The sequence below is a fragment of the Actinocorallia lasiicapitis genome (assembly GCF_054778695.1).
On the sequence record NZ_BAAGZI010000580.1, the window covers coordinates 1 to 2,553 of the forward strand.

Here is a 2,553-nt window from a genome sequence, read left to right on the forward strand (position 1 = left end):
GGGTTCGACGCCGCGGAACTCGGCCTCGCCGGGCTGTTCGCCGCGCGCGCCGGTGCGGCCGTCGCGGCGGCCCGGCACTGCTTCGAGCAGTCGTCCATCACCAATGTGCTGATCAGGGAGCTGCTGCCGCCCGCGATGACCTCGGTCGACGGCGTCGAGCTGGCCGCCCGCTACCTGCCCGCCGCCGACGGGCAGCGCGTCGGCGGCGACTTCTACGACCTGTTCCCCGCGGGTGGCGAAACCCTGCTCGTGCTGGGCGACGTGTGCGGCAAGGGACTGCGCGCCGCGATCCTCGCCGGGAAGATCCGCGCCGTGCTGAAGGCCATCGGCCCGTCCACCGGCGACCATCTGGAAGTGCTCTGCCGGCTCAACGACCTGCTGCTCCCGGAGGACGATCCGTTCGGGTTCGTCACGCTCGTCCTGGCGTCGGCGGTGAGCCTGGGCGACGGCCTCCTCCGGCTCAGGGTGACGGGCGCGGGCCATCCGCAGCCGCTGGTCGTCCGCCGTGACGGCCGGGTCGACCGCGTCCCCACCAGCGGCACCCTGATCGGCGTCCTCCCGGAGATCACCGCCGAGACAGTGATCGTCGACCTGGCCCCCGGCGACGTCTGCCTGCTCCACACCGACGGTGTCGTCGAGGCGCGCGGCGGCCCGTCCGGCTCGGAGTTCCTGGGCGACGACCGGCTGATCAGCGAACTCGCCGGCTGCGCTGGCCTGCCCCCCGAAGCCATGGCCGAACGGGTGCAGCGCCTGGCGTTCGGCTGGATCGGCGACGGCGGCCACGACGACATGGCCTTCGTCACGATCGCGCCCGGCCCCGCCTGCTAGACGGGTGTTCATTGTAGTGAAGTCCAGTGGATCAGGCGGTGGTCGGCGCCGCCGGAGACGAGATCGCCGTTCGAGGTGAACGCGAGGGCATGGACGGGGCCGGTGTGGCCGGTCAGGCGCAGGGGCGGGGAGGCGGGGGCGCGCAGGTCCCAGACCAGGATGGTCGCGTCGTGGCCCGCGCTGGCCAGGAGGCGGCCGTCAGGGCTGAAGGCCAGGGCCTGGACGCGGGCGGTGTGGCCGCGCAGGATCGCGGTCTCGGTGCGGGAGGCGGTCGAGAAGAGACGGACGGTCAGGTCGGCTCCTGCGGAGGCGGTCAGGGCGCCGTCGGCGCTGACGGCGACGTCCGTGACCGAGTTCTGGCCCGTCACGACGGTGGCGAGGGTCTCGTCGGTGGCGGCGTCCCAGAAGGAGAGGCCGCCCGAGGGACTACCGGTGACCAGAAAACGGCCGTCCGGGGTGTAGGCGAGGGCCCCGACCACCGACAGCCTGTCGAGGAGGGGGGCGTCCTTCGGCACTCCCCGGGCGGTGACCGTCCAACGGTGGCGGCCCATCGCGGCGGCGAGCAGGTCGCGGGTGCCGGGGCGGAAGACGACGTCGGTGGAGGAGCCGAGGCCCGGATAGGGCGTTTCGCTGCGGAGTTCGCCCGTGGCGGCGTCCCAGATCGTCAGATGGTGGTCGCGGGTGACCGTGGCGAGGAGGGCGCCGTCGGGGCTGAACGCCTGGGCCTCGACGCGGTCGGGGTGCGGGCCGAGCGTGCGGAGCGGGCGGCCGTCCGGAGTGGACAGGACGACGGTGCGGTCCGCGCTCGCCGAGGCGACGACCGTGCCGTCGGGGCTGAGGTCGAGATCGGTGACGGCGCCCGAGTGGCCGGGGCCGAGACGGCGCAGCACGACGGTCCCGCCGAGACCAGAGGAGGCGAGGAGCGAACCGTCCGAGCTGAGCGCGACGGACATGGCCTCGGTCCGGCCGCGGTCGGAGAAGGTCTGGACGGCCCGCCCCGTGACGAGCGACCAGAAGGTGACCAGCCCGTCCTCGTCGGCGATCGCGAGCCGCCCCGCGGCGGGAGCCGACACGGTCCAGTAGTAGGGGTCCTGCGGTGGCAGGGAGCCCGCGGCGGTGGCCCGGCCGCCGGAGAGCCGCCAGACCCGGACCCCGCCGGTGCGGGTGTCGGCGGTGAGGATCCCGTCGGAGCCCACGGCGACGTGACGGGCGCCTGGCTGGTCGATCGTCCCGCTCCGCCGCGCGGTGGCGGTGTTCCAGAGGATCGGGCGGCCCTTGGCGTCCGCCGAGATCAGGGTGCGGCCGTCGCCGGAGAACGCCAGCCACTCGGGGTGGGAGTCCGAGGAGTAGACGAGGGGGCGGACCGCGCCGGAGACCCGGTCGAGGAGCTCGGCCCGCCCCGGGCCGGTGGTGTAGGCGACGGTCCGGCCGTCCGGGGCGAACGCCAGCCCGTTGCCGACGGAGCTCAGCGCCCGCGACACCAGCGGGCGGTTCGTCGCGACGTCCCAGACCAGCAGGGAGCCGGGCCCGGTCTGGAGGCTCGGCACCCGGGCGGTCGAGGCCAGCAGGGTCCCGTCCGCGCTGAAACCGAGGGTGCGCGCGTAGGTGGGGCGGTCGGCGGGCTGGTAGGACCGGTGCTCGGGCAGGGTCGCCGTCTTCTGCCCGGTGGCCGTCGACCACAGCGTGACGAGGCCGTCGGAGTCGGCGACCGCCAGGCGCGTGCCG

The 2,553-nt window shown here is 74.7% G+C and carries 1 protein-coding gene and 1 pseudogene; one reads left to right on the top strand and one right to left on the bottom strand.

Annotated features, from left to right (window positions below; genetic code table 11):
• On the top strand, nucleotides 1-828 hold an 828-nt coding region (locus tag ACYVE7_RS32420; protein WP_460370186.1), incomplete at its 5' end, for a PP2C family protein-serine/threonine phosphatase.
• A gap of 8 nt (nucleotides 829-836) precedes the next feature.
• Here ACYVE7_RS32420 and ACYVE7_RS32425 read toward each other — a convergent pair.
• Nucleotides 837-2,553, bottom strand: a pseudogene (locus ACYVE7_RS32425) (hypothetical protein); the annotation flags it as partial.